At 34.4% G+C, this 26,273-nt stretch carries 22 protein-coding genes and 1 pseudogene; 16 read left to right on the top strand and 7 right to left on the bottom strand.

The genetic code is table 11. From position 1 onward, the window contains the following. The first annotated feature begins 49 nt into the window (after positions 1–49). Positions 50–1,375: a gluconate permease GntP gene (gene gntP, locus JFT89_RS24000; protein ID WP_002167483.1), complete on the top strand. Its 1,326-nt coding sequence runs from the start codon at positions 50–52 to the stop codon at positions 1,373–1,375. Positions 1,376–1,554: 179 nt separating this feature from the next. Beyond that, complete coding sequence (locus JFT89_RS24005; protein WP_002069940.1) at positions 1,555–1,746, top strand: YjcZ family sporulation protein; 192 nt, start codon at positions 1,555–1,557, stop codon at positions 1,744–1,746. 207 nt (positions 1,747–1,953) lie between these two features. On the opposite strand, the pseudogene JFT89_RS24010 reads toward JFT89_RS24005, so the two are convergent. The 6 genes and pseudogenes from JFT89_RS24010 to JFT89_RS24035 all read right to left on the bottom strand — a co-directional run bounded on the left by JFT89_RS24010 (position 1,954) and on the right by JFT89_RS24035 (position 10,527). Then, a pseudogene (locus JFT89_RS24010) lies at positions 1,954–3,926 on the bottom strand (FtsX-like permease family protein). After that, the gene (locus JFT89_RS24015) at positions 3,923–4,675 is read right to left on the bottom strand and encodes an ABC transporter ATP-binding protein (RefSeq protein ID WP_000393251.1); all 753 of its coding nucleotides are present in this window, start codon (positions 4,673–4,675) and stop codon (positions 3,923–3,925) included. Before JFT89_RS24015 ends, JFT89_RS24010 begins: the two are co-directional and overlap by 4 nt. A gap of 19 nt (positions 4,676–4,694) precedes the next feature. Beyond that, positions 4,695–6,653 carry an FtsX-like permease family protein gene (locus tag JFT89_RS24020; protein ID WP_201040781.1) on the bottom strand — a complete coding sequence of 653 codons (1,959 nt, stop codon included), beginning with the start codon at positions 6,651–6,653 and terminating at the stop codon, positions 4,695–4,697. A gap of 88 nt (positions 6,654–6,741) precedes the next feature. Further along, a complete protein-coding gene (locus JFT89_RS24025; protein ID WP_201040784.1) occupies positions 6,742–8,712 on the bottom strand; it encodes an FtsX-like permease family protein in 1,971 nt (656 codons plus the stop codon). Positions 8,713–8,806: 94 nt separating this feature from the next. Next, positions 8,807–9,829: a sensor histidine kinase gene (locus tag JFT89_RS24030; RefSeq protein WP_002067753.1), complete on the bottom strand. Its 1,023-nt coding sequence runs from the start codon at positions 9,827–9,829 to the stop codon at positions 8,807–8,809. Positions 9,830–9,831: 2 nt separating this feature from the next. Then, the gene (locus JFT89_RS24035; RefSeq protein WP_000276730.1) at positions 9,832–10,527 is read right to left on the bottom strand and encodes a response regulator transcription factor; all 696 of its coding nucleotides are present in this window, start codon (positions 10,525–10,527) and stop codon (positions 9,832–9,834) included. Between the two features lie 209 nt (positions 10,528–10,736). Here JFT89_RS24035 and JFT89_RS24040 point away from each other — a divergent pair, with 209 nt between their 5' ends. The 4 genes from JFT89_RS24040 (at position 10,737) to JFT89_RS24055 (ending at position 14,065) form a co-directional block, all read left to right on the top strand. Beyond that, entirely contained in the window at positions 10,737–11,009 is a 273-nt protein-coding gene (locus tag JFT89_RS24040; RefSeq protein WP_002067754.1) for an autorepressor SdpR family transcription factor, read from the top strand. After that, on the top strand, positions 11,006–11,644 hold the full coding sequence (locus JFT89_RS24045) for an SdpI family protein (protein WP_016095908.1): 639 nt from the start codon (positions 11,006–11,008) through the stop codon (positions 11,642–11,644). The genes JFT89_RS24040 and JFT89_RS24045 overlap by 4 nt, the downstream gene beginning before the upstream one ends. 140 nt (positions 11,645–11,784) lie before the next feature. After that, the gene (locus tag JFT89_RS24050) at positions 11,785–12,501 is read left to right on the top strand and encodes an ABC transporter ATP-binding protein (protein ID WP_002067760.1); all 717 of its coding nucleotides are present in this window, start codon (positions 11,785–11,787) and stop codon (positions 12,499–12,501) included. Continuing rightward, on the top strand, positions 12,491–14,065 hold the full coding sequence (locus JFT89_RS24055; RefSeq protein ID WP_201040787.1) for a permease: 1,575 nt from the start codon (positions 12,491–12,493) through the stop codon (positions 14,063–14,065). The genes JFT89_RS24050 and JFT89_RS24055 overlap by 11 nt, the downstream gene beginning before the upstream one ends. Before the next feature lie 219 nt (positions 14,066–14,284). Here JFT89_RS24055 and JFT89_RS24060 read toward each other — a convergent pair whose 3' ends face one another. Continuing rightward, complete coding sequence (locus tag JFT89_RS24060) at positions 14,285–15,157, bottom strand: AraC family transcriptional regulator (RefSeq protein ID WP_201040790.1); 873 nt, start codon at positions 15,155–15,157, stop codon at positions 14,285–14,287. 306 nt (positions 15,158–15,463) lie between these two features. On the opposite strand from JFT89_RS24060, the gene JFT89_RS24065 reads away from it, so the two are divergent. The 10 genes from JFT89_RS24065 (at position 15,464) to JFT89_RS24110 (ending at position 26,251) form a co-directional block, all read left to right on the top strand. Beyond that, complete coding sequence (locus JFT89_RS24065) at positions 15,464–16,234, top strand: ABC transporter ATP-binding protein (RefSeq protein ID WP_002067765.1); 771 nt, start codon at positions 15,464–15,466, stop codon at positions 16,232–16,234. Continuing rightward, positions 16,221–18,170 carry an ABC transporter permease gene (locus JFT89_RS24070; protein WP_201040793.1) on the top strand — a complete coding sequence of 650 codons (1,950 nt, stop codon included), beginning with the start codon at positions 16,221–16,223 and terminating at the stop codon, positions 18,168–18,170. Before JFT89_RS24065 ends, JFT89_RS24070 begins: the two co-directional genes overlap by 14 nt. A 144-nt stretch (positions 18,171–18,314) precedes the next feature. Then, on the top strand, positions 18,315–18,893 hold the full coding sequence (locus JFT89_RS24075) for a class I SAM-dependent methyltransferase (protein WP_002067767.1): 579 nt from the start codon (positions 18,315–18,317) through the stop codon (positions 18,891–18,893). Then, on the top strand, positions 18,893–19,507 hold the full coding sequence (locus JFT89_RS24080; protein WP_201040796.1) for a DedA family protein: 615 nt from the start codon (positions 18,893–18,895) through the stop codon (positions 19,505–19,507). Before JFT89_RS24075 ends, JFT89_RS24080 begins: the two co-directional genes overlap by 1 nt. A gap of 28 nt (positions 19,508–19,535) precedes the next feature. Next, entirely contained in the window at positions 19,536–20,237 is a 702-nt protein-coding gene (locus JFT89_RS24085) for a response regulator transcription factor (protein WP_016095914.1), read from the top strand. Then, positions 20,221–21,729 carry a sensor histidine kinase gene (locus JFT89_RS24090; protein WP_016095915.1) on the top strand — a complete coding sequence of 503 codons (1,509 nt, stop codon included), beginning with the start codon at positions 20,221–20,223 and terminating at the stop codon, positions 21,727–21,729. Before JFT89_RS24085 ends, JFT89_RS24090 begins: the two co-directional genes overlap by 17 nt. Before the next feature lie 143 nt (positions 21,730–21,872). Continuing rightward, a complete protein-coding gene (locus JFT89_RS24095) occupies positions 21,873–22,238 on the top strand; it encodes a YxeA family protein (protein WP_016095916.1) in 366 nt (121 codons plus the stop codon). A 194-nt stretch (positions 22,239–22,432) separates the two neighbouring features. After that, the gene (gene mreC / locus JFT89_RS24100) at positions 22,433–23,203 is read left to right on the top strand and encodes a rod shape-determining protein MreC (RefSeq protein ID WP_002067772.1); all 771 of its coding nucleotides are present in this window, start codon (positions 22,433–22,435) and stop codon (positions 23,201–23,203) included. 423 nt (positions 23,204–23,626) lie between these two features. Next, complete coding sequence (locus JFT89_RS24105) at positions 23,627–24,388, top strand: ABC transporter ATP-binding protein (protein WP_002067773.1); 762 nt, start codon at positions 23,627–23,629, stop codon at positions 24,386–24,388. A 15-nt stretch (positions 24,389–24,403) separates the two neighbouring features. Then, positions 24,404–26,251: an FtsX-like permease family protein gene (locus JFT89_RS24110; protein ID WP_016095918.1), complete on the top strand. Its 1,848-nt coding sequence runs from the start codon at positions 24,404–24,406 to the stop codon at positions 26,249–26,251. Positions 26,252–26,273 lie beyond the last annotated feature (22 nt).

A 26,273-nucleotide genomic window follows, 5' to 3' on the forward strand; every position in this document is an offset into this window, starting at 1 on the left:
AATTCCCTCTTTTTCTGTAAAAAATTTTCATATCGAAGGGGAATGGGATATGGATATATACTTATTAATCGTCACGTTAATTGCGATCGCAATTGTTATTTTAGGGGTATCGTGGTGGAAATGGCATGCGTTTATTAGTTTAACAGTTGCTAGTCTATTTTTAGCTATTATGTCTGGGTTGAACTTGACCAAAATTGTTACTGCCTATGAAACTGGTGTTGGTAGTGTACTAGGGCATTTAGTTGGTATTTTGGCTCTCGGAACAATTTTAGGGAAAATGATGTCCGATTCAGGGGCTGGCATGCAAGTAGCAGATTTCTTCATTCGATTCTTCGGGGTGAAAAAATTACCTTGGGCAATGTTATTCGCCGGATTTGTTATAGGTATTCCAGTGTTTTTTGAAGTGGGAATCGTCATTTTATTACCACTTGTTATTTCAATTCGAAAAACGACGAAGCAAAATATATTATTAATTGCGTTACCTGTTATTGCTGGATTATCGATTGTACATGGGCTAGTGCCGCCGCATCCAGGTGCGATGACAGCAATCGGTATTTATAATGCGAATTTAGGAAAGGTACTATTGTATTCATTAATTATCGCGTTACCAACAGCAATTATCGCAGGACCGGTATTTGCAAAGTGGGTACATAAGAGGGTTATACCTGAAAATGAACCGGAGCTTGTTCGAGTTACGACAGTATCAACTGATTTACCGAGTCGTAAAGTTTCATTTTTTATTATTTTACTGCCAGTAGTTTTAATGATTTTATCAGTAGTCGCACCATATATTTCATTACCGAAAAAAATAACTGAATTTTTAGTATTTGTAGGAAGTCCGGTAATCGCTTTACTTATTTCATGTTTCGCAGCGTTTTATTTGCTTGGTATAAAACAAGGAATTAATAAAAAGATGATTAAAAAATTAACAGATGAAAGTTTACTACCTGTCGGTTCCATTATTTTAATAATTGGTGCAGGCGGTGGATTTAAACAAATATTAATTGAAAGCGGCGTTGGAACAGCCATCGCTCAAATGGCAGAACACATTTCATTATCACCAATCGTCTTAGCGTTCATGGTAGCGGGATTAATCCGAATTGCAACAGGTTCAGCTACTGTAGCATTAACGACAGCAGCTGGAATTGTTTCACCGGTTATTCAGCACATGTCTGGTGTAAATTTAGAATTACTCGTTATTGCAACCGGTGCAGGTTCATTAATGTTTTCTCACGTAAATGATGCAGGATTCTGGCTTGTAAAAGAGTATTTAGGTTTGACAGTAAAAGAAACGTTTAAAACGTGGACGGTGCTGGAGACATTGTTATCATTTATTGCATTCGGCTTTGCGCTTTTACTTAATATGTTTGTTTAGAAGAAGGGGGTGCCTATTTAAAGGTATCCTCTTTTTGTGTTGGGGCTCTTTTCATGAAACAAGCCCGTTTTTAGGAGTGCCAAGCTTCCTATTTGCCCTGAAAACATAATATAAATGGAATCCCCTCATTTAGAGCAAGACGATCTTGTTATGAATGATACTAAAGGAGGAATAGAGTAATGAGCGAAAAGTGTGAACACAGACATGATGATTGCGACCGCAGACGTGGGTGCGGAGGCGGTTTTGCGCTTCTAATCGTATTGTTTATTTTATTAATTATCATCGGTGCTAGCTGCTTCGGCGGAGGCGGCGGTTCTTGTGGTTACGGCGGTTATGGTGGATATGGCGGCGGCTATGGTGGATACTGCTAATTATTAAAAACTATTGAAAATGGCCTTGTGCAATACGCACAAGGCCATTTTATTCCGCATTAACGGGCAGTAAGACTCTCACCTTAAAAATTGGGTGTAAAGCACAGAAGTTAGGTGAGAGACCCAACTGCCCGTAAAAGTCCAATTGGTTCAACTAATAATCAGTGGGAGGGACAAAACCCCCCACTGATTAAAGTTTCACTTTATTCACGTTCTAATATGCTGTGATAATTTACTAATGTACAGAGAACGGATTAAGAAGAAGAAAATGATCTCGATAATCCCGAACAACGTAAGTATAATGATTAATTCTTTTAATAAAGAGAAAGAAAACATGCTTTGTAAAAACTTAATCGCAAATATTGTATGAATACCAGCAACTATATAAGGAATGAAAAATAAAATTCCTAACTGAATCGTTGCAGAACGAAACATTTCCGATTCTGTTAAGCCGAGTTTTGTAATCGTAATGTACTTTTGTTTTTCAGTCGTTAAGTCGTTATACATACGGAAGTATAAAACGCTAGCTGCTCCGATAAAGAAAATAAAGCCGAGAAATGCCCAAATAAAGAAATTAGCAATTGCATCTTCTTTACCGTGAACTAGTTCATCAGTAGCCGTATATATGTAGAAAGGAACTTGCGCTTTCTCTTCTTTATGTTTTTCGTAGAACTCACGTGCATCATCACCAATAGCACGTAACATATTTTTTGTTGGAACCATTGCATTTTCCCAGTTTTCTACGAAGTAGTTATAGATTACGGTCGTTTCAATATGAGGAATCATATTGTCAAAAACATAATCTTGTACAACAATTAAATGGGGGAATGCAAAGGATGGTTCTATCCCTTTATTAATAAATCCTTTAATATGAAATTCTTTTTTATTAGATCCGATTGCAATTGTATCTTGTTTTGCAAATGGATTTGATACAAGATTTAAGAGCGCTGGTGAATGACGAGAAATAATATAAACTTGTGTAGAATCAAGAGCTATTTCTGGTCTCTGTAATTGCTTAGCAATCGAGTTATAATCACTCATTTTCATAAGCGCAATCTCTTCTTTTAAAGCTGTATCTTTTAAAACTGTAAACTTATACTTATTGTATTGAAAATTAGCATTTGTAAGCTCAGTTTCAATTGTAGTAATGTGCTTTTGTTCTAGGGAATTTTCACCTTCTGATGTATACGTAAAGGGGACAGGATATCGCTCTAATACCGATGCCTTTGTATTGTTATTAGCAGCAAACAGCCCAATAATAATTGTAAATGCAAGTGCAGACAACATAGAAACGATAAAAAGTACATTAATATTACTACGAGTACGAGCAACTAAATCTGAAATCCATAACATATTTATTTGTTTCATATAAAACTTTCTTCTTTTTTTAAAATGAAGATGAAGAGAAGAAATGTTTGTGAAAAGAAAAAATATGTCCCGATTACTACGAGTGGCAAAATAGATAATATGATAAAGAATACAGATCCATTTTGTACATTTTTTTCCGTTACATAGCCTTGCGGATAACCAGCAATATAATAGCATAGTCCTAAACAAGTTAAGGCAAACAACGAGATTATTATTGATGGTCTTTTTTCTTCCGTTTCTTTTTTAGTAACTTTAATTAGTCGAATTGTTTTACGAGTACGAATGAACATCGGTGTAAATGTAGAAACGATGAAAAACAAAATAATAAAAGTTAATGTTGTAACGATAATTGCCTTTGTGGGCCAATATAAGTAGAGGCCTTTCGCACCTGTTAATTTAGAAGTAACTAGTAAGAAAAAGTTAGAAAACACAAGCCCACCTTGTATACCAACAAAAATAGCTAGTATTCCAATTATCATATTTTCAGTAAATAAAAGTCGCTTTAATTGTTTTTTTGATATACCAAGAACGGTTAATACCCCGAATTGTTGCTTCCTTACATTTAAAAATGTTCCAAGTGAATAAAGCAGGAAGAAGAATGAGAACAAGACAATGACAAACTGTGCTGAACCAGCTAAGTTCATCAGGGTATCTCGTTCTTGATAGCTCTGAACATTTTGTAGGCGCGGATGATACGTATAAACAGCAAATGAAAAGAAAACCATGATAGAAAAAGCGCTACTTACAAAGTAGGCGAAATATGCTTTAGAATTACGAGAGACATTTTTAAATGCGAATTGCCAAAATGTCATCCACGTCTTCCTCCTAATAATGCTAAAACATCTAATATTTCTTGATAAAATTTCTCGCGATATAGTCCGCGGTGTAGTTCATTGTAAAGCCCACCATCTTTAATGAAAATAACACGGTTACAATAACTAGCTGCAAAAGGATCGTGCGTAACCATTAAAATTGTTGCATCTTCTTCTTTATTTAACTTCGTAAATAGTTCCATTACATCGATAGCTGCTTTAGAATCTAAGTTCCCTGTTGGTTCATCCGCGAGTAAAAGTGACGGATGATGAATAACGGCACGTGCTACTGCAGTACGCTGTGCTTGTCCTCCAGAAACTTCAAAAATACGCTTGTCCAAAATATGATCAATTCCAAGTTTCTTTGAAATGTTATCGAGTTTTTCGTCCATCTCTTTTAAAGGAACATTATCTAAAGTTAAAGGTAGTACGATATTTTCACCGATTGTTAGTGTATCTAGTAGGTTAAAGTTTTGAAAAACAAAACCTAACTCTTGGCGGCGGAAAATAGCTAACTTCTCTCTACGAAATGTGTGCGGTTTTTTTCCGTTAATAACGACATCACCAGAAGTAGGGGAATCAATTGTAGAGATAACGTTTAAAAATGTAGATTTACCGCTTCCGGATGGTCCCATAATCGCAACGAATTCACCTTTATCTACGTGTAAATTTATATTTTTTAAAGCAGTATGAGGGACTTTTCCTTCATACACTTTTGAGACGTTTTTTATGTGTAATACCTCTTCCATAATAATCACCTTTCTATTTTTAAAACTTAATATGTTGTGATAATTTTTGCATATAAAAGGAACGAATTAAAAGGAAAAAGAGAATTTCAACCGTTCCAAAAATCATAAGCACGACTGTAATTTCAGCGAAGAACGAGAGATTTAATACATCTTGTAGCATCTTTGTCGCAAACATCGTATGGATGGATGCCATAATGTAAGGGACGAAGAATAAAATAGCAAGCTGAATTGTCGCTGAACGCTTCATCTCGGCTTCTGTTAAGCCGATTTTCGTAATCGTTATATACTTTTCTTGCTCATTTGTTAAATCTGTATACATTCGGAAGTAAAGAACACTGCCAGCACCGATAAAGAAAATAACGCCAAGGAAAGTTCCGATTAAGAAAAAGGAAGATACATTTAGTTTCGTTTCATATAGTGAGTTACTCGCTTCACTTGCATGGAATGGTGGATGCTCTGCTTGAATCGCTGCATTGTCGTTGTTAATTTTAGTTATAAATGATGAGCCAATATTATGTGCCTTTTCCCAATCTAGAACTTTAAAGCTATATACACTCATTTGTTTTGAAATGGTTGATAAGGCTTCTACATGTTCATCAGATAGTACGATTAATTGAGGTACTAAGCCAATTGGGAACGGGCTATAACTTGTATAGTCTTTCACCTGCAATTGTAAAGAGTTTTGAGTAAGTGTAAGAGTGTTTTTCTTTTCCTTATTATGAAGCGTTCCAATGACTTGAGCATCTAAATCTTTAATTAATATATAAGACTCGTCTTTATTCACTGTGAGAGTTTCCCAATTTAACGCCTTAGCCAGTATATTATAGTCACTTTGTTTAATGGCATAATAGAGCTGCGTGTTATCTTCAGCTGAAGATACTTCATATATATCCGTTTTATATTTTTTATAAGTAAAGTGTTCTTCATTAAATTTTTGCTCTAACCAGTTTAAATGCTCATCAGCTAACGTATTTTCAGTATGTGATAAATAAGTAAACGGGAAAGGGTTTTGCCTAATTTCATCAAACTTTGTAAATTTCCCGAATCCATATAAGAATGTAATCATTGTAAAAGCGAGCGTCGATAGCATCGCTACAATAAAGAGCATGTTAATATTCGTTCGAATACGAGTTGCTAAATCAGAAACCCAAAGCATATTAATCCGTTTCATATAAAACTTTCTTCGTGTTTTCAATATACGAATGAGCAAGAAGCTAATTTGTGAGAAGAAGAAGTATGTTCCGGCTGCAATGAGAGACGGAATGACAAGTATACTAGAGATGATATATAAAGGCCCAATGATGTCACCTAGCGACATAAAATATAGCGGATTTGCTGCTAATACGTATCCGGATATTAAACATAGCGCACCAAATAAAGAAATAAGCACGGATGCTTTTCTTTCTTTTTGCTGTTTTCCTTCTTTTAAAAGTCGTACAGCTTTTCTCGTACGGATTAGCATCGGTGTAAAAGATGATACGAGAATGAAGAGTCCAAGAAAGATAATTATAGTTAAAACGATAGCACCTGTAGGCCACCAATATAAATATAAACCAGGCACATGCGTAATTTTGGCGGTAACTAATAAAAAGAACTGTGAAAAGACAAGGCCAAATTGAATGCCGAAAAATATGGATAGGCCACCAATTAACATGTTTTCTAGAAATACAAGCCTCTTTAACTGCTTTGGAGATATGCCAAGTACTGTTAAAATCCCGAACTGTTTTTTTCGTACTTTTAAGAAAGTACCGATTGAATATAGTAAAAAGAAAAATGAAAAGAATACAATGACAACTTCTGAGATTGTCATTAATATGTTCAGAGCAGCATTCACGCCTGTCATATGCAATTTAGGATGAAATAAATAAACTGCAAACGAGAAGAAAATTGCAATGGAAAACGCACTGCTTATAAAATAGGCGAAATAAGCTCTGGCGTTCCGCGTCACGTTTTTAAATGCAAACTGCCAAAATGTCATGCGCCTAGACCTCCTAATAGAGTTAATGTGAAAGGAGCATGGGGGATTTTTCCGCATACTCTTTTCATAAAGCTCACCTTTTTCTTATTTAAAACTTAATATGTTGCGATAATTTTTGCATATAAAGTGAACGAATTAATAGGAAAAAGATAATCTCAACCGTTCCAAAAATCACAAGTACAACCGTAATTTCAGCGAACAATGATAAGTTAATAATATCTTGCAACATCTTTGTCGCAAACATCGTATGAATAGAAGCCATAATGTATGGAACGAAAAATAAGATTCCAAGTTGAATGGTCGCTGAACGCTTCATTTCTGATTCTGTTAAGCCAATCTTCGTAATCGTTGCATATTTTTCTTGCTCGTTTGTTAAATCTGTATACATACGGAAGTACAGTACACTACCAGCTCCAATAAAGAAAATGATCCCAAGGAATGTACCAATGAGGAAGTAGGAAGCACTTCCGGATTTGATTCTGTATAAAGAGTTGCCTGATTCAAAAATACGAACGAGAGATCCTTCGTGCTTGATACTCGCGCGGTCTTTATCTGCTCGTTTTACAAACTCATCAGCAATAGCATATGTATTCTCCCAGTTTTCTACGTTGTAATTATAGACTGTCACATGTTTAGTGTTAGTTGGCAAATTGTTAACGACAGAATCAGATAATACTAATGTTTCATAAGCAAAAGTAGACGGGAGGGTATTATCTATTTTGATCCCTTTTATTTGTAGCTTATAATTTGTATTAGCGAGTGTAATATGTGTTCTATTGTAATTTGGATCGAGTGAAGTAAATAGTGGGACATATGCTGCTCTAGATAATACATATGTTTCATTCTCATTTATAAATAGTTTTTGTAATTGTAATGACGTAGCGAGCTTATTATAGTCACTTTGCTTTATGGCATATGTGTCATAATAAATTTCTGTATTATTTTTCGCTTCTACAGGCGTAGCGTATAAATCTACTTTAATTTTGTCGTAAGAGAATTGCCCATCTTCTAATTGTTTTTCTAGCCAATTTAAGTGCTGGGAAGTAAATGGATTCTCATCAAATGAGAAATATGAAAATGCGAATGGTGAATTTCGTTCAACATCAAGTTTCATAAATTTCCCGAACCCATATAAAAATGTAATCATCGTAAAAGCAATTGTAGATAGCATTGCCACAACGAAAAGCATATTAATATTTGATCGAATGCGGCTAGCTAAATCAGAAATCCAGAGCATATTAATACGCTTCATATAAAAATTCCGTCTCTTTTTCAACAGGTGAATGAGCAAGAAACTAATTTGCGAAAAGAAGAAATACGTTCCGATTGAAACGAGTGCCGGAATGACGAAAATACTTGAAAGCATATAAACTATTCCTATTTGTGGGCTTATTGATACGAAATATATTGGTTTGCTCGCTAAAGCGTAGCCACCTATTAAACATATAGCACCAAATAGAGAAATGAGTATGGATGGCTTTCGTTCTTTTTGTTTTCCGCCATTTGCTTTTAAGAGATGTACTGATTTTTTCGTTCGAATGAGCATCGGTGTAAATGTAGATACAACGATAAAAAGACCAAGAAAAACAATTGTTGTTAAAATGAAAGCACTCGTAGGCAAATATAAATATATCCCTGGTAGGTGTGTAATTTTCGCTGTAACTAATAAGAAAAACTGTGAAAATACAAAACCAAATTGCATCCCGAAAAAGATAGATAAAATACCAATTAGCATATTTTCAGTGAAAACGAGTCGATGTAATTGCTTTTTTGATATACCTAAAACAGTTAAAATCCCAAATTGCTTTTTACGAACCTTTAAAAACGATCCGATTGAATAGAGTAAAAAAAAGAACGAGAACAAAACAATAACAACTTCTGAAAATATCATTAACCCTGAAACTTCAGAGATCATATTGGAGTTTTGTAATTTCGGATGAAATAAATAAACAGCAAACGAAAAGAAAACAGCAATGGAAAAGGAACTGCTTACGAAATAAGCGAAATAAGCTTTGGAATTACGTGTTACATTTTTAAATGCAAACTGCCAAAATGTCATAATATGTACCTCCCGTTAGAAGGCAAATATGTAGTTTTATTGCAAAAAATGTATGAGAGTAAATTCTCATACATTTTGCTAGCATATGTTATGGTCATGCTTCGGTCACCTTCTCCGTGTTTTCAGCTTGGTTATTGGCAGCGTTGTGGAAGATGATTTTAATCGTCGTTCCTTTACCAACTTCAGAGTCTAGTTTCACAGAGTGACCTAAATAATCACAAATTTTACTTACAATATAAAGTCCCATACCAGTAGATTCTCCGAATGCACGACCGTTTTTTCCAGTGTAAAAAGGTTCAAATACTCTTCGAATATCTTCTTGCGGAATACCAACGCCTTCGTCACGAACTTCCAAAATAATATCTTTACCATTGCGATAAGCTGATAAGAAAACTTTCTTTCCGCGCTCACCAGAGTAGCGAACTGCATTTGTCATTAACTGATAGATAATGAACTTTAGCCATTTCGCATCAGAAGCAACTTTTAAATCTGAATGAACTTCTAAAACGGGGAAGACTCCGTTTCGAATGAATAGTTCTTTTAATCCGTTAATATTTTTTGTTACAGCATCTTTTAATGAAACAGTCTCAACATGGAAGTCTTCATGGAAGTTGTTCAATCTTGCCATGTATAAAGCCATATCGAGTCCTTGATTTAGTCGCTCTAACTCTTTTTTAAATTGCGGGATTAAATGTTCATCTTCCATTTCAAGCACCATAAGTTGCATAACAGAAACAGGCGTTTTCATTTGATGTACCCAATGGTTAATAAATAATTGGTGTTCTTGCTGTTTTACTTCGAATGTTTGTAGGTCTTTTTGGAATAGGCGATATTGCGTACGAACGAGCTCGTTTACACTGTGGGGCATAGGAGCAGTCGCTCTTTCAATAAACGCATCTTCCATTTTCTCTGGTGGTTCACTTAATCTGTGGTACATTCTACGGTTACGAACGTAACGATAAGCGAGGAAACAGATGAATAAGTATAAGCTTAAAACGATGAAGTAAAACTTATTATTTTGAAATCCGTCTACTGCATCATAAAGAACGAAAATGATTCCGAAGTTTAATACATATAGTAGGAAAAATGCAAAATGATCACGTAAAAATAGCTTCATGTTTATTCACTCCAAGTTGCGTTAAAACGATACCCAAGTCCACGTACTGTTTCAATAGCATTTTCAATACCAAGCTCATTGAACTTTTTACGAAGACGCGTGATGTTTACGTTTAATGTATTTTCCTCAACGAAGCTTTCGTCATCCCAAAGAGCGGCTAGTAAATCTTCACGGCTCGCTGTACGTGGGAATTTAGATAATAGCATTTCTGCTAAAATAGCTTCTTTCTTTGTTAAAAGAACTTGCTCAGCTCCAAAATGAATTTCTGGACGCTCAGGGAATAGTTTTAGTCCTTCAACCTCAACGATACGTTCAGAAATATTTGGTGCATAATCACCGTAAATACGGCGTAATTGACCTTTGATTTTCGCCATTACAACGTCGTAGTGGAACGGTTTCGTAATATAATCGTCCGCACCGCTTTCAATCGCCATAATTTGCTCCATTTCACCAGCACGTGCTGAAATGAAAATAATCGGACAAGTAGATTCATGACGAATTTGACGGCACCAGTAGAATCCATCAAATTTCGGTAAGTTTACATCAAGTAAAACAAGATGTGGTTTCACGGCATTAAACGATTCCATAATATCATCGAAGTTCTCTGCAACAACAGCATCATAGCCGTATTTTTGAATGTGAGATTGCAGTAATGATGAAATATTTGGATCGTCTTCAACGATTAAAATTTTATACATATGTATATTCCTCCTCAAGAAAACAATTGTAGCTATAGTGTACCATGTGTTTCACGTCTTTTCATTATGTTGAAATATAAGCTAGTAAACAGTATAGGTCAAAAGTGGAAAAAGTAATAAGGGCCGTATATATAATTGACAATTAACTGAAATTATTTTAACATTTAGATAAATATCTAAATGTCTAATTATCGAAAGGAAGAAAGACATTGAACCAAGCATTCAAAGCATTAGCAGACCCAACAAGGCGAAAAATTTTAGATTTATTAAAAGAAGGCGATTTAACTGCTGGTGAGATTGCTGAACAGTTCAATATGACAAAGCCAAGTATTTCACATCATTTAAGTGCGCTTAAAAATGCTGAACTTATTCAAGATGAAAAGAAAGGGCAATTCGTTGTGTATTCTTTGAACACAACTGTATTTCAGGATTTATTGACTTGGGTGTTTACGTTTACGAATAAGGGGGAAGAGGGGAAATGAGGAAGCATCTTATCGCAATTATATTAATTCTTATAACTTGTATTGCATGGGCGTTTGCTTGGCCACATTTGCCAGAAGAAGTTCCGAGTCATTGGAACATTGCTGGTGAAGTAGATGGATATATGTCAAAAATGGGAATGATGATTTTTGATGTAGCAATTATGCTTTTTATATATGTATTAGTGACTGTATTACCTAAGATCGATCCGAAGTACGATAACTATAAAAAATTTCCTAAAGCACTTGGAAGGATAAATGGAGCAATTTTATTTTTCTTATTTACTATTAATATGATGACACTAGCAAATGGTTTAGGATATAACGTTCCAATTGGAATTGTTGTGAACATAATGGTCGGTATCCTTTTCGTTGTACTCGGCAATTATATGCAGCAATGTAAACCAAATTTCTTCATAGGTATTAAGACACCATGGACTTTAAGTAGTGAAAATGTATGGAGAAAAACGCATAGGATAGGATCAAAGATTATGATGATTGGTGGTATTGTAATCATATTTTCCTCGTTTCTTCCGGGAATGTGGAAGATGATTTGTTTGTTAAGCGTTGTCGTTGTACTGGTTGTTGGTACGATGATATATTCATATGTAGTTTATAAAAAAGAAATGCAATTGTGAGCTGTATTAGTCAAATTTTATAGTTTCTATGTGTTAAGAGATTTAAATACTCAGTGGGGATAATGAAAAAGCTCGCTGAGTAAATTTTTTGCTTTTAGGTCTGAAAATTCAGTTAAAAAGGATAGTTTGGGGGAAATCACATGTTAGAAATTATAAATTTTAGTAAGACATACAAAGGTGGAAAAAAAGCAGTAGATCAGTTAAATATTACTGTTCAAGCAGGAGATATCTTTGGATTTATTGGACATAACGGTGCGGGGAAAAGCACCACGATTAAGTCGTTAGTAGGAGTTATAGATTTTGAAGAGGGTGAAATTTTTGTTGATGGACATTCAGTAAAAAAGGATCCGATTGCATGTAAAAGAGTAATGGCGTATATTCCTGATAATCCAGATTTATATGAGCAATTGACAGGAATTCAATATTTGAACTTTGTTGCTGACGTGTTTAAAGTGTCTGCGAAGGATCGGGAAGAACAGATACAGAAGTATGGGGATGCCTTTGAGATTACACCTTACTTAGGAGACTTAATTTCTTCTTATTCACACGGTATGAAACAAAAAGTAGCGATTATATCGGCGGTTTTACATAAACCGAAATTATTAGTTTTAGATGAACCTTTCGTTGGTCTTGATCCAAAGGCTGCTGTAGTGTTGAAAGGTATTATGAAGGAGCTTTGTGAAAAGGGAAGTGCGATTTTCTTTTCTACGCATGTTTTAGATGTGGCGGAGAAGTTATGTAATAAAATAGCGATGATTAATAGAGGGAAATTAGCACTTTCAGGGGAAGTGAATTCTTTAATAAAGGAAGGTTCATTGGAAGAGCTCTTTATGAAGGAGCTTGCTAATGAATATTAGTAGTCTAGATCTTTTAAAAATCCGCTTGATAACACAGCTTGGTTTAAATACTTTTAAATACGAAAAAGATAAAAAGAAGAAGCAGAATAAGATTTTGTTGTCAGTGTCTATTGCCTTGGTGGGTGTCATGTTAATGCTATATTGTGGTGCCTCAGCATATGGGTTGGTGAGCTTGGGAATAAGTGAAATTATCCCAGTTTATGCATTAGTTATTAGCAGTGTATTGACGTTGTTTTTCACTATATTTAAGGCAAACGGAGAGATTTTTGCTTTTAAGGACTACGACCTTTTAATGTCATTACCGATTCGTGTAAGTACTGTTATTACAAGTAGGTTTTTGTATTTATATTTGCTGAATACGATCTTTTCAATCATAATCATGCTACCAATGGGAGTTGTTTATGGCATACATGAGAAGCCATCAGTTTCTTTCTACTTTATGTGGTTCATCAGTATGTTTATAGCATCTTTAATTCCAACAACAATCGCAGCGGTCTTTGGAGCTGCGATTACGGCAATCGCTTCTAAATTTAAAAATACGAATAAAATAACTACGATTTTAAGTTTCATAGTAATTATTACATTCGGTTTCTTTATGCTAAAAAACGGAAATGCTCAATATAGCCTTAATGATATGAACGGGATTGGTGCAATTGTTTCGGAGCAATTAACTAAAGTGTATCCACTAGCTAACATGTTTCAAAAAGCAATTGTTCATGCTGATATTGTAGCTTTCATCCTATTCGTTGGGATATCAGTTATTTGGTATTATCTTTTTGTAAAAATACTTTCGTTAAAATATAAGCAAATAAATACAGAGATTACCACTTATCATATGCTTTCAAATTATGAGATTCATAGCATGAGAAAAGAAAGTGTATTGGTCGCATTGTATAAAAAAGAGCTGAAACGTTTCTTCTCTTCTACAGTGTATGTCATAAATAGTGGAATGGGAGTCGTGATGGCGATAGCTTTCTCGCTAGCTATAGTTGTAGTAGGACCAAGTCAATTAATAGCGTACCCTGGAATTGAGACCCTGTTGCAAAAGGTTGCGCCATTTGCTATTGCAGCAGCGATTTCGATGACGTGTACAACATGTGTGTCATTGTCATTAGAAGGGAAAAATGTATGGATTATTAAGTCGTTGCCTATAGCGCCAAAGATGATTTATGACAGTAAAATTCTTATGAATCTTTCATTAAGTATACCTGCATCACTTATTAGTGCCGTACTACTGATAATAGGGTTAAAACTAGATGTTTGGAGTTCTATTTTAATCGTAATAACACCGATAACATATTCATTATTTTCGGCAGTATGGGGAATTTTTATTAATAATCGATTTGGTTATTATGACTGGGTATCAGAAACTCAAGTAGTAAAGCAAAGTGTAGGATCGTTTGTCGGTATGTTTGGTGGATTAATTATGGCTGTTATACCTGCTTTGTTAATCGGTACTGCTACGATCTCGAATTACAGAGTGTTTACTTTTGGAGTTGTTATAGTACTTACGATTATTACTATTTTCTTGTATAAGAATGAGTCGAGAAGAAGTATAAAGTGAAACTTTAATCAGTGGGGGTTTTGTCCATCCCCCACTGATTATTAGCCCTCACCAATCGGGCGTTTACGGGCAGTTATCTCCCACCTAACTTCCTCGCATTTGCTGAATTTTGAGGTGGGAGTCTTACTGCCCACAAATAGCGGGATAAAATAAAAAGCTGCTTTTCCTTTAAAGAGGGAAGAGCAGCTTCTTTATTTTGAAAAGGTTTAGACCCTTATATTACTTTTTCAAAACAGGTACCCATATTTCGCTTCTGAAATTCGGTGAGGACACCTCTTTACTTTCATTCCATAAAATTTCTGGGCCTTCCGCTAGTTCATAGTTCGAAGAAGGGAACCATTCAGAATAAATACGCCCCCACACATTTTGTAATGCATCAGGAAATGGACCGACAGCTTCGAATATAGCCCATGTTGAAGCAGCAACTTCAAGCTGTTTAAACTGCTCTGGACAATCCTTTGTTGTGGCTACTCCAATATAGTGATCAAGTTCTCCTTTTTCCTCCATTCTTCCTTCAGAAAAATTAGTAGAAGCACTAATAATTTCAGTAGGTTCAATGTTTGAAAGGGACTTTAATGTTTGAATAGACTCTGGGTTTAAACTTTTCCACATAGAAGCAATTTCTTCATTTACACCATTGAAAACGATTGGTACTCGTTTTGTAATACCTATAATTCGAAATGAGTCTTTTTCTTCAATTCGATAGTTCATTTCAGTTCCTCCTTGAATGGATAGTTGGAAGGTCATCGGTGAATAAGCTTTCAAAGAATGACTACTATTCCGAGCTTCTGAAGGTGTTATGCCGTGCAAATTTTGAAATGCACGAGCAAATGAATCTGGTGAATTGTAGCCATATTTTATAGCGACATCAATGACTTTTATATTGCTGTTTTTTAGTTCAAAGGCAGCGAGAGTAAGGCGTCTACAGCGAATATATTCTGATAGTGATATGCCAGCTAAAAAAGAAAACATTCTTTTGAAATGATATTCGGAGCAGAAAGCTATTTTGGCGACTTCTTTAAAATTAATTTCGTGTGTAAGGTTGTCTTCAATATAGCGCATTGCCGCATTCATGTTTTTAAGTGAATCCATTATATGACCTCCCTTGCAATTAGAATAGCAGGAATGAAATAGCTCCATCCGACATTTCATGCACAACTTTGTAGGGTGCATTTTTAACCTTACAAAAATGTAATGTTCCTGTAAGGAGAATGAATGGATGGCATGATATCCCAATGCTATAGTAACAAAGTACTTTCATTCAGTAGGTTAAATTTTTATGTCTTTACTTATGTGCCTTACATAACTGTCATGTTTGTGTAAGAAACATCGATAGTGGCAAGAGTAGAGAGTGTATATAGTTGAAAATAGAGAATAGAAGAAATGAGGGATGTCGAGATGAAAACAGTGTTAGAAGCAAAAAATATTGAAAAAGTGTATGACACAGGTGGGAATAAATTTGCAGCTTTAAAAGGTATTAACTTACAAGTAAAAGAAGGGGAGTTCGTTGGAATTATGGGGCCTTCTGGTTCTGGGAAGACGACTCTTTTAAATGTCCTTTCTACAATTGATAATGCGACGGACGGTGAGATTTTAATTGATGGAAAAGATATCGTGAAGATGAATGATGATAAGCTGGCGTTGTTCCGCCGTGATCATTTAGGTTTCATCTTCCAAGATTATAACTTATTAGATACGTTAACGGTAAAAGAAAACATTGCGTTACCTCTTGCGTTATCGAAGGTGAAAGCGAATGAGATTGATCGCCGCGTTCTTGAAATCTCAAAGAAATTCGGTATTGATCATATTTTAAGTCAGTTCCCATATCAAGTATCTGGTGGGCAGAAGCAGCGCTGCGCAGCATCGCGTGCGATCGTTACAAGTCCTAGTATGATATTTGGGGACGAGCCGACTGGAGCACTTGATTCTAAATCAGCGACAGATTTATTAGAAAGTATGAAGTCGTTAAATGAATATGATAACTCTACAATTTTAATGGTAACGCATGATGCATTTGCGGCGAGTTATTGTAAACGAGTTATTTTCATTAAAGATGGTGAGTTATATAAAGAATTGCACCGCGGTGAATCAACACGTAAACAGTTCTTCCAAAAAGTCGTTGACGTAATGTCTTCCATTTCTGGAGGTATGGCTGATGACCTTATCTAGCATTGCCCTCCGCAACATACAGCGGAACTTTAAAGACTACTTTGTATATTTTGCATCTATGATTTTTAGTATCGTCATTTACTTTACATTTAAAGCACTGCAATATAATTCACAAATGGAAAAAGCAGCGGAAGCCTCTAAAAAGATTAGCGGTGCGTTTCAAGTTTCCAGTGTGATGCTTATCATTTTCGTAGCAGTGTTCATTATATATTCGAACGGATTCTTTACACGTAAACGTAAAAAAGAAGTTGGCTTATATTCTTTATTAGGTATTCGTAAAAGACAAATTGGTAAAATGCTCTTTTATGAAAATATGTTAATGGGATTAATGTCATTAGTAATCGGGATTGCGATTGGTAGTGTCCTTTCAAAATTATTCCTTGAGTTATTAGTAAGTATGATGGGATTAAACTTAAACGTTCATTTTGAAGTACCGATGGCTGCCATTATTGATACAGCAATTATTTTCTTTGTGATTATTTTATATACATCACTCCAAGGGTATCGTTTAATTTATCGCTTTAAGTTAATTGAACTTTTCCGCGCAGAACGTGAAGGAGAAGCAATGCCAAAAGGATCTGTCATTATGGCATTAATTTCAGTTTTCTTAATCGGTTCAGGTTATTTCTTAGCGTTAATGTTTATGAAGGCAATTATGTATGCAAACTTTATGGCAGTTGCACTTTATATTTTACTTGCGACAGTATTAGGTACGTACTTACTATTTATGTTCTTTACTGTATTCGTATTGAAACGTGCAAGAAATAATAAATCATCGTTTTATAACGGTATGAATATGGTAACGACGTCACAGCTACTATATCGTATTAAAGGGAATGCAAAGTCACTTGCGACAATTTCTATTTTAAGTGCGGTAACATTAACAGCGGTTGGTACGTCAGTTACGATGTATTACAATACATTTACACAATCAAAAGCAGTTGCACCATACAGCTACTCTTATGAGAAGAAAGATGCAGAACTAGATAAGAAAGTAAATGCGATTTTTGCTGAGGAAAAAGAGAATCATCCTGTAAAAGATCAATTTGAAGCTGAGATGGTTCCTGTAAAAGGAAAGTTTGAAGGAGTTAAAGTCGATTTCATCTTTAATATGAACTACAGTATCTCAGAGAAATATCAATTTATATCTCAATCTGAATTTAATAAACTTGCTAAAAAAATCGATGTAGAAACAGTGAATATAGCTGCCGGTGAAGCCTTTATATATGATAGTTCTTATATTGAAGGGTATGAGTTTAGCCCTGAATATAAAGGAAATAAAGCGGTATTCCAAATTGGAAATGAAACGAAGACATTGACGATCCAAGGTGCAAATAATAATGCAATTACGAACTTAGGTGAATTAGTTGTTGTCGTTCCAGATGAAATGTATGAACAAGCGAAGCAAGCATTTGGAACACGTGTTGTGAAAAATATTGATGTAAAAGATGAAAGAAACAGTAAAGTATTAACAGAAAAATTAACAAAAGTGATGCCAGCTGGTGAATCAGAAATGGCACCACCATTTAGAGACTTCTATACTGGTTTCCATATGGGACTTGAAGCAACTGGACTAATGATGTTCATCGGAATGTTCTTAGGACTTGTATTCTTACTAGCAACAGGTTCTATCATTTACTTTAAACAATTAACAGAAGCAAATGCTGATCGTGAGCGTTATGTTGTACTTCGTAAAGTCGGGGTAACGAAACAGGAAATGAAAAAAGCTATCGCAAAACAAGTAAGCTTTATCTTTGCGATTCCGTTAGTAATCGGAATTCTACACAGCTTGTTTGCATTAAAAGGTTTAGGGAACATACTACCGTTTGAAATTATGATTCCGCTCCTAATTAGTATCGGAGTATACGGTGTCATTTATATCGGATATTACTTCTTAACAGTTCGTTCTTATTATAAGATTGTGAGCGCGAAGTAATAAAGGGGCAGCTATCGCTATAAGCGGTAGCTGTTTTTTGATTTCTTCATAAAATCTTAAGAAATCTCCTCAATTTTTATTAAGAAACGATAGTTATACTTAAACACAAGTTAAAAACTATTGAACGAATGGGGAGAGATTTACATGCAACTCATAACATTCTTACATGAATTTATTAAACACCCGAAACATACTGGTGCGATTGCGCCAAGTTCAAAAATATTAGCAAAGAAAATGGTAGATGTAATTGATTTTAATAGAGCGAAGTGCATTGTGGAATTAGGTCCTGGTACAGGAGTCTTTACGAAAGAAATTATGAAGCGAAAGAAGAAGGAGACAATGTTTCTTCTTATCGAAATTAATGAAGTGTTTTTCAAAGAGCTAAAGAGAAAATTTAAAGATGAGCAGAATGTCATTGTTGTACATGGTTCAGCTGAAAATATAAAGACGTATATGGAAGAGCTCAATATAGAATGCATTGATTACGTCTTATCAGGATTGCCTTTCACATCTTTACCAGAAGAGGTTTCAAAACGCATTTTAAACAACGCAATGGAAGCGATACATGAGAGTGGTGAATTCATTACATTTCAATATTCACTTGTAAAAAAAGGATTTATACAGCATTTCTTCCCTGAAATTACACTAGAAAAAGTTTGGTTTAATTTCCCGCCAGCCTACGTCTTTAGCTGTAAAAAAGAGCTAAGGGGAGCATATGCATAATGGAGCTACATGAATTAATATCATACATTGAGCAGTATGGTTATTGGGCACTATTTTTTTGTTTATGGCTTGGTATTATCGGTATGCCGATTCCAGATGAAATGATTGTAATGAGTGGTGGATTTGTATCTTCATTAGGCGTATTAAGTGTCATTCCTGCGTTTTTATTAACATATTTAGGCGTTGTATCTGGGCTTTCTTTAGGTTACATACTAGGGAAAATATTTGGCATAAGAGTGCTTGAAAAATTGATGAAAAAGAAGAAGGCGAAGTACCTTTTAAAATCACAAGAGATAGTAGGGAAATATGGTCATTATGCATTAGTAATAAGTTATTTTATCCCCGTTGTGAGACATATCGTACCGTATTTAGTAGGAATGAATAACATGTCATTTAAAACGTATGCGATTTATTCATATGTAACAGGATTTATTTGGACGTTAGTTTACTTTGTGCTAGGCTCTATATTTGGAAAGCATATAGAAATGATAGTAACCCTTGTGACCGAGTATGGTATATATTTTGGTGGCATCGTTATCATAGTTTCTAGTATTTCTTATGTGTATATGCATAAGAAGAATGCGGTAGTGAGTGAAATAAAGCAACATTCATAGTTTGGTAAATGATGCTGGAGGAGATTTTGTGAGTAAAGGAACGATACTTATCGTGGACGATGAGAAGGAAATTAGAAAACTTATCGCCATCTATTTGAAGAATGAAGGTTACGAAGTATTACAAGCTAGAGATGGTGAAGAGGGGTTAGAAATAGTAAGGAAAAGAGACGTGCATCTAATTGTACTTGATATTATGATGCCGAAAATAGATGGTATTCATATGTGTATGAAAGTGAGAGAAATAGCGGAAATGCCCATTATTATGCTGTCGGCAAAAACGCAAGATATGGACAAGATTTTAGGGTTAACAACTGGAGCAGACGATTACGTAGCAAAACCATTTAATCCACTTGAACTCATTGCTCGTATTAAATCACAACTTCGGAGATATATGAAAATGAGCGGGGCAAGTGTAAAAGATGAAAATGTATTTGAAGTTGGAGATATAAAGATAAATATAGCAACCCGGCAGGTCATTATTGCAAATGAAGAGGTGAAATTGACACCGAGAGAGTTTGAGGTATTAGAATTGCTTGCACGAAATCAAGGAATGGTATTAAATGCAGAGCAAATTTATGAAAGAGTATGGAAAGAGCAAGCTTTCCAATCCGATAATACTGTGATGGTACATATTCGGAAAATACGTGAAAAGATAGAGGCAATTCCAAGGAAGCCTCGTTACATTAAAACAATATGGGGAGTTGGCTACAAGATTGAGAAAGATATTTGAACCGATAATATGGATGAATCAAGTTTTAAAAAAAATGATAGGTAAAACAGTTAGTTATTTGCAAAAGAGTATACGTGTACAGCTAATTACTACATTTACTTTCTGTACATTACTTGGTGTATTAGTAGGGTGGTCTTCATCTTCCTTTTTCGAGGATACGAATAAAATTTCTATCATTGATTATGCATCAGGTATGGAAGCCATTGATGGACAGACACAAAGGCTTGTTGAAAGTATGACAGAAGAGGGTAAGGAAATTAATATACAAGAACTGCTTGATCAATTGAATCATCAAAATCAATTGAAGGTTTTAATAATAGATGAGAATGGGAAAGTGGTTTATAAAACAAAGGGAGCACCGGAAGAACAGATTAATCTTCATGAGACGATGCGTAATGTAATGGATTTTAAAATGGATCAAGTACGATATGTAGAGGCACAGAATTTAATTCAAGATAGAGCTGAACAAAAGCGTAAGGAGTTTACAACCTTTTATCCAGTTACTGTTAATACGAAAAATATGTATATCATTGCAAGTGGTATACCACAAGGAAATGTAAAGTATGTAGTGAACGGTAGTAGTCCATTCCCATCTTTACTAGGTTTTATTACTTTTCTACTTTCTTTCTTTTATATAACGAAAAGGAAGATGAATCAGATTGAAGCAATGGCAGAAGGAGTAAGAGAGTTTTCGAAAGGGAACTTACAATACAAAATCAAACAGGCAGGTCAAGATGAAATAGGTGTATTAACTTCAAATATTAATCAAATGGCAGAAAAGCTTTTGGCTAATATAGAAAAAGAAAAACAAATAGAGAAACAAAAAAGTGAATTGATTACAAATGTATCACATGATTTAAGAACACCACTTACTTCTATTATGGGGTATTTACGCTTACTAGGTGATGCGAAATATGAAAATAAAGAACAGCATGATGAGTATATAAAAATTGCTTTTTCAAAATCAGAGCAGTTGAAGATGTTAATAGAGGATTTGTTTGAGTATACAAAACTAACAGATGAAAATATGGTGTTAGATTCACAAGAAGTGTGTATGAATGAACTACTTGATCAGTTAATAGAAGAGCTAGTACCACAAGCGGAGGAACATAATCTTTCATTCGTGAAAAAATTTCAGGAAGATCGTATATATGCCGTTGTGGACTCGGAAAAAATGGTGCGTGTGTTTGAAAACCTCTTAATAAATGCAATTAAATACAGTATAGATAAAGCAGAAATTCAAGTTTCACTTCAAAGAGAAGAACAGCATATCAAAATTTCTATAGCGAATCATAGTGAAGAATTTACAAAAACAGAATTGGAGAATTTGTTTGAGCGTTTTTATAAAAAAGATCAATCGAGAAGTAGAGCTGTAGAAGGTTCAGGCTTGGGGCTTGCAATTGCAAAAAGCATTGTTGAATTGCACAAAGGAGAAATTCGAGCGGAATATGAAAATGGGGTTATTCAATTTATTATCTTATTGCCAATTTAATTAGAAGGGCATTAAAAATATCGGTTACCTTCTAATTAGGGAAGAATGAGTGATAGTGTTGCTATTGATTTAGAGGGAGTCTTATTCCATCATTCAGGGGGACATTGACTAATAAAACAGAGAAGTGGAGAATCGAAAGTTATATGAAAAAATTAAGTGCGTTTATGATATTGGTTATAGTTGGAGTTACATTACTTATAGTGAAAGGTGGACCGATTGTAGATCAACTCAATCCGTTTATTAAAGAAGATATTTATTATGCTGTTGTCGACAGTGATGGGGAGTATGAAGCCAAAAGTAATGGTTTTGGTAGATGGAACTATAAATTTAAAGGATATGATGAATCTGGGAAAGAACAAAAAATTATGATGACTTCTTCAAAACATTTACGAATAGGAGCACATTTAAAGATTAAATCTAAAGGGACTTATGGTATGAAATGGGAAGAAATACAAGGTGACGAAATACCCGCTAAAGCAAAAGAAAAAGTAACAATAAAGCATGTCTAGTTATAGAAATGATAAGTTGAATTCAATAGATAAAGTAACGATCAAGCTTCAAATGTAATGGCAGTATATGATAATTTCTAAAATTTTTATAAAGAAGATAAAGATTATCTGAACTTTATCTAAACTACATTTCTTCTGTATACAACTACTAGTATTCTATATTGTGTAGATAAAAAATGGTAAGGAGTAACAGGATGATTATGCAGGTTTCTAAGAGGAAAATATTATTATTTCTTTCAATTATTCTTTTTGTTTTATTGATGATGTATGTATGTACGAATAATAGGCATGTACAAAATATTGTTAACAATATAGAAGACATTTATAAAGTATATAAAGAGAATCAATTATTGCAAGAAAAAATCGAGAACCAAGAATCGTTAAAGAGTAAAGTGCAAATGTTAAGTGAGGAGAAAGAAAACCTTACTAAGCTTATCAACAAGACGAGAGAATTAAAGGAACAAGGAAAATATAATTTAATTCAAGCTACAGTAGTAAGGCGTGTAGCAGAAGATTGGTATGGAAAAATCGCTCTTAATAGAGGGGTACAACATGGTGTAAAGGTTGATATGGCTGTTATGACGGTGAGTGGTCTCATTGGAAAGGTAGAGAGTGTAGATCAATTTACATCTATTGTGAAATTAATTACGAAAGATGAAAGAACAAATCGTTTAGCAATCACCTTCCAAAATAACTCATCCATTTTAGGATTTGTTACAGGGTATGATAAGGAAAAACAAGCTCTTCGAATTGATAATATTCCATCAGATAAAGCGAAAGAAATAAAAATAGGTGATAGCATTATTACCTCTGAATTGAGCCGGAAAATACCACCTGGTCTTGAAGTAGCGGAGGTAATAGATCAAGAGCCGGATAAATATGGCCTTGCACATATTATTTATGCAAAACCAAAGGCGAATTTATATGATTTAGAAGATGTCATTTTAGTAGAACCTAAAGGGTAGCAAAGAATAGTGTCTATTAAAAGTGAAGAAGAGATGAATATCACTTTTTTTAGGTAGAGTAAGATTAAGAGGAATAAGAAAAAGTATGGAACAAAGAAAAAGAAGCTTTTGGAAAAGCACGAGAAGAAGTAAAATCAGTTCATAAATCTATAGATAAAATGGAAGATGCAGCTCTTCAGAAACAAGCAAAAATTAAGATTAAAGAGGAGAAATAAAGTCTTTATTTCTTACTCAAAAATAGAATATAGAAACCAAAAGTCCCAAGCTACTAGCTTTGGGGCTTTTTCATATTCTTAAAGAAATATTAAGAATATCCGCTGCTATTTATTAAGAAATGCTATCTATACTTAGAAATGGGTTAAGAAATGCTCGGAAAATATGTAAGGAAAACAAAAATTGGAAAAGAAGTGTAGGAGGATATAAATGACAGCATCAGTTGTAGAGGTAAAGAATGTACAAAAGGTATACGGTAGAAAAGATGAGAGTCAATCACATGCACTAAAGAATGTATCGTTCTCGATTCAAGAGGGTGAATTCGTTGGAATTATGGGACCATCTGGCTCAGGGAAAACAACATTATTGAATGTAATTTCTACATTAGATAAAGCGACAGGTGGAATTGTTGAAATTGCTGGAACAGATATTACGAAAATGAAGCAAGGGGAATTATCTGATTTTCGCTCAGAGAAACTAGGGTTTATCTTTCAAGATTTTAACTTACTTGAAAATTTATCAATCTATGAAAACATTGCATTACCGCTTTCTCTGCAAGGTGTTCATTCGAAAAGAATTGGATTAAATGTGAAAAAGGTAGCAGAGATGTTAGGAATTTCAGAGATTCTTCAAAAATATCCGTCCGAAGTATCTGGTGGACAAAAACAACGTTCGGCGGCGGCTCGTGCACTTGTACATGAGCCAGCAATAATTTTAGGAGATGAGCCAACAGGAGCGCTTGATTCTAAAAATGCGAAAAGTTTATTAGAGGCGATGACCAACTTAAATGAAGAACAGGATGTTTCAATTATGATGGTTACACACGATCCATTAAGCGCAAGTTATTGCCGACGTATTTTATTCATCCAAGATGGAGAATTGTATAAAGAAATTCATCGCAGAGGTACTCGTGAAGAGTTTTATAAAGAGATTTTAGATGTGCTTGCAGATTTAGGCACACAAAAAGCATAAGAAAGAAGGTTCAACATGTTATTCAAACTTTCCATGTCGGGACTAAAAAGTAAACGAAAAGACTATATGGTCTTATTAGTTGGGCTTATTATGTCTATTTCAATTTTTTATATGTTTCAAACGTTAGCGTTAAATAAAACGTTTATCGAAGGGAATTCCATGGATGGAATTTTTTCAGTCTTCCAAACAGGATCATTTTTATTAGGTTTCATTACATTATTTTATATTTTATACGCCAATTCATTTTTATTATCACTTCGGCAAAAAGAATTTGGTATGTATATGGTATTAGGGGCAAAAAAGCATAAAATTACATTGCTTATGTTTATTGAAACAATTGTATTAGGAATAGTATCTCTTATAGTAGGTGTGATAGTCGGTATAATCTTGGCGCAAGGTGTTGGCCATTTGCTAATGAAGGAACTAGAATTTACTGGCGGTGGTTATCATGCATTTTATGTACCATCAATTATTGTTACTTTCATCTTTTTCATTGCATTATTTATGTTGTCCGCAATTATGAATGGTATGAAACTAGTGCGTAATTCGCTATTACAACTCGTTCACTCCAATAGTCATACAGAGCGTACGCCTATTAAAGGAAAACTAACGAATATAGTAGCACTTTTATCAATTATTTTATTAGCAGTTGGTTATGCTTCGATGATTTATATGAAAGAGTTAAAGGAATCAGGATTTATCATTGCTACAATTACAGTCACATTAGGAACTTACATGCTATTTGCATCATTCCTTCCCATTATTATTAACAAACTAAAAGCGAATAAAAATCGTAGTGAAAAAGGAATCAATGCGTTTACGTTTGCACAGTTAAGTTTTTCTATTAATAGTTTAACGAAAGTATTAGCGACAGTTGCTATGTTAGTGGCTCTCGGTGCGGGTGCAATCTCCAGTGGTATGGCGTTAAAAAATAATGTCACAAATATGGTGGAGAGTGCAGAATACTATGATGTCGAAATTAAAAATCCCACAGCAGAAGAAAAGAAAATATTAGATAGTATTACATTTAAAGAAAAGAATGAATATCGATACAAATTAGATGAGCAGTTTATTTATCAATTGAAAGAAGATTTAGAAAGAAACCGTCCGCTAACACGTACTGGAAAAGACGAGAATAGTAGCCGATTCGTTCCTGTTTCGAGGGAGCTAATTGTCGGAGCCGTTTTAAGCCATAGGCAAGAAAAAAATGAGGATAATACCAATGTAATTCCAGAAGAGTGGGGAAATGTTTTAAGGTCTCTTCAAAAGACATATATGAATCCTAGTCAAAAGATACAAATTGTAGATCAAAAGATGTATGACGGGATACAAGGTAAAGAAGAAATTATAATACTGGGGAAAACGGACAATTTTATAACGTATAAAGAAGAATGGAAAAAAATCGATGAATTAGAGCTAGCTAGATATAAAGATATGAAAGAAGTACATCTTTTGAGTAAATATATGCTATATGAAGGATATTACAGTACTTACAGTGGAACAGTATTTATGGGATTTTTCTTAGGCATAGCTTTCTTAGCGATGCTGGCAAGCTGTTTAATGTTTAAAATTCTTTCTGGTGCTTCAAAAGATGTTATTCGCTATCAAATGCTTCGTAAAATTGGTGTGCGTTATGAGCTATTAACGAAATCAATTTATAAAGAGTTACTTTTAGTTTTCTTGTTTCCAGCGATCGTAGGTATAATGCACGTATTAGTCGGAATGAGCATGTTCTCGTTCTTAATAGATAATCCATATTTCCGTATTTGGCTGCCGATTATTATTTTCTTAGTCATTTATGTGTTTTATTATTTCATTACAGTTCAATTGTATAAAAAAATTGTTCTTCCGAAAGAAGTCTAGTATGTAGTGAGTAAGGGGAATG

Source organism: Bacillus sp. TH25 (genome assembly GCF_016650935.1).
In the GTDB taxonomy this organism is placed as follows: Bacteria; Bacillota; Bacilli; order Bacillales; family Bacillaceae_G; genus Bacillus_A; species Bacillus_A mycoides.

Coding starts and splice junctions, on each gene's coding strand:
- JFT89_RS24030 (WP_002067753.1), bottom strand. CDS start 9,829: ATGAAGCTATTTTTACGTGATCATTTTGCATTTTTCCTACTATATGTA.
- JFT89_RS24005 (WP_002069940.1), top strand. CDS start 1,555: ATGAGCGAAAAGTGTGAACACAGACATGATGATTGCGACCGCAGACGT.
- JFT89_RS24105 (WP_002067773.1), top strand. CDS start 23,627: ATGACAGCATCAGTTGTAGAGGTAAAGAATGTACAAAAGGTATACGGT.
- JFT89_RS24050 (WP_002067760.1), top strand. CDS start 11,785: ATGTTAGAAATTATAAATTTTAGTAAGACATACAAAGGTGGAAAAAAA.
- mreC (WP_002067772.1), top strand. CDS start 22,433: ATGATTATGCAGGTTTCTAAGAGGAAAATATTATTATTTCTTTCAATT.
- gntP (WP_002167483.1), top strand. CDS start 50: ATGGATATATACTTATTAATCGTCACGTTAATTGCGATCGCAATTGTT.
- JFT89_RS24020 (WP_201040781.1), bottom strand. CDS start 6,653: ATGACATTTTGGCAGTTTGCATTTAAAAACGTGACGCGGAACGCCAGA.
- JFT89_RS24095 (WP_016095916.1), top strand. CDS start 21,873: ATGAAAAAATTAAGTGCGTTTATGATATTGGTTATAGTTGGAGTTACA.
- JFT89_RS24060 (WP_201040790.1), bottom strand. CDS start 15,157: ATGGATTCACTTAAAAACATGAATGCGGCAATGCGCTATATTGAAGAC.
- JFT89_RS24065 (WP_002067765.1), top strand. CDS start 15,464: ATGAAAACAGTGTTAGAAGCAAAAAATATTGAAAAAGTGTATGACACA.
- JFT89_RS24035 (WP_000276730.1), bottom strand. CDS start 10,527: ATGTATAAAATTTTAATCGTTGAAGACGATCCAAATATTTCATCATTA.
- JFT89_RS24080 (WP_201040796.1), top strand. CDS start 18,893: ATGGAGCTACATGAATTAATATCATACATTGAGCAGTATGGTTATTGG.
- JFT89_RS24025 (WP_201040784.1), bottom strand. CDS start 8,712: ATGACATTTTGGCAGTTTGCATTTAAAAATGTAACACGTAATTCCAAA.
- JFT89_RS24045 (WP_016095908.1), top strand. CDS start 11,006: ATGAGGAAGCATCTTATCGCAATTATATTAATTCTTATAACTTGTATT.
- JFT89_RS24070 (WP_201040793.1), top strand. CDS start 16,221: ATGACCTTATCTAGCATTGCCCTCCGCAACATACAGCGGAACTTTAAA.
- JFT89_RS24015 (WP_000393251.1), bottom strand. CDS start 4,675: ATGGAAGAGGTATTACACATAAAAAACGTCTCAAAAGTGTATGAAGGA.
- JFT89_RS24110 (WP_016095918.1), top strand. CDS start 24,404: ATGTTATTCAAACTTTCCATGTCGGGACTAAAAAGTAAACGAAAAGAC.
- JFT89_RS24075 (WP_002067767.1), top strand. CDS start 18,315: ATGCAACTCATAACATTCTTACATGAATTTATTAAACACCCGAAACAT.
- JFT89_RS24055 (WP_201040787.1), top strand. CDS start 12,491: ATGAATATTAGTAGTCTAGATCTTTTAAAAATCCGCTTGATAACACAG.